This is a genomic window from Pigmentiphaga daeguensis (assembly GCF_039523035.1).
Lineage (GTDB): Bacteria > Pseudomonadota > Gammaproteobacteria > Burkholderiales > Burkholderiaceae_B > Pigmentiphaga > Pigmentiphaga daeguensis.
This window is the reverse complement of sequence record NZ_BAAAEN010000079.1, coordinates 1-1,087: the sequence shown is the minus strand read 5'-3', so window position 1 is coordinate 1,087 and position 1,087 is coordinate 1. Positions and strand designations below refer to the sequence as shown.

The window sequence follows — 1,087 nt, the reverse complement described above, 5'->3', positions numbered from 1 at the left end:
TCGATCCGACCTGACGATCGCCCTGGCTCCGTGCATCAAGAGGGTTCGAAGGTACGCGTCGCCTCGCTTGCTGATCCCGAGCTGGCGCACACGCCCATGGCCTCTTCTACCAGATCGGCCAGGTCCGCGCGCCGGCGCCAGAGCCCGTAACGCGACACATGTGCCTGCAGGGCGATGCGGACGTTCTCCAGCGCGCTGAAGTTGGGGAACAGGTTGGTGATCTGGAAGGACTTGGCAATGCCGATGTGCGCGAACTGATGCGGTTTGAGCGTAAGCGTCCGGTGATCACGCCTTGACGACGGCAATCAGGTGGCCGGTGTCCACCGATGTGGCAGCAGTTCGGCGATCCGATTGTTCTTCTGCGTCGGCAGCCGCGTGAGCACGTCCTTCAAGTAGGCATACGGATCATGCCCGTTCAGTCGCGCCGACTGGATCAGACTCATGATGGCGGCCGCACGTTGGCCGCCGCGCAGCGACCCCGCGAACAGCCAGTTCGCACGCCCGACCGCCCAGGGGCGGATCTGGTTCTCGACCCAGTTGTTGTCGATCGGCGCGTGGCCGTCGTCCAGATAGCGCGTGAGCGCCTCCCAGCGCTTGAGGCTGTACTCGATGGCGCGCGCCGTGCCGGATCCGTCAGGCACGCGCTGGCGCTGCGCGATCAGCCATCTGTGCAGCGTCTCGGCGATCGGCCGCGCGCGTTCTTGTCGCATTCGACGCCGTTCATCGACGGGCAACTCCGCTACGTCGCGCTCGACGCCATACAGCGCGCCGAACAGTTCCAGCGCTTGGCCGGCAATCTGGCTCTGGTTGCTCGCATGCAGGTCGTGGAACTTGCGCCGGGCGTGCGCCATGCAGCCCAGTTCCGTGATGCCGGCGGCGAACCCGGCCTTGTAGCCGACATAATCATCGGTCACCAGCTTGCCACGCCACTCATCGAGGAACGTACGGCAGTGCTCACCGGCGCGGCTGGGCGTGAAGTCATAGACCACGGCGCGCAGGCTGTCATAGGAGGTCGGCGTGTAGGCCCACAGGTAAGCCTTGTGCGTCTTGCCCGCCCCGGGCTTGAGCATCTGCACCGGCGTCTCGT

At 65.5% G+C, this 1,087-nt stretch carries 1 protein-coding gene and 1 pseudogene; both read right to left on the bottom strand.

The genetic code is table 11. The annotated features are described in order from the left end of the window. Positions 1–96 (bottom strand): annotated as a pseudogene (locus ABD104_RS30200) (transposase); the annotation flags it as partial. A gap of 209 nt (positions 97–305) precedes the next feature. Beyond that, positions 306–1,087, bottom strand: a 782-nt coding sequence (gene tnpC, locus ABD104_RS30195; protein WP_343928886.1) for an IS66 family transposase, incomplete at its 5' end; no start/stop codon positions are given.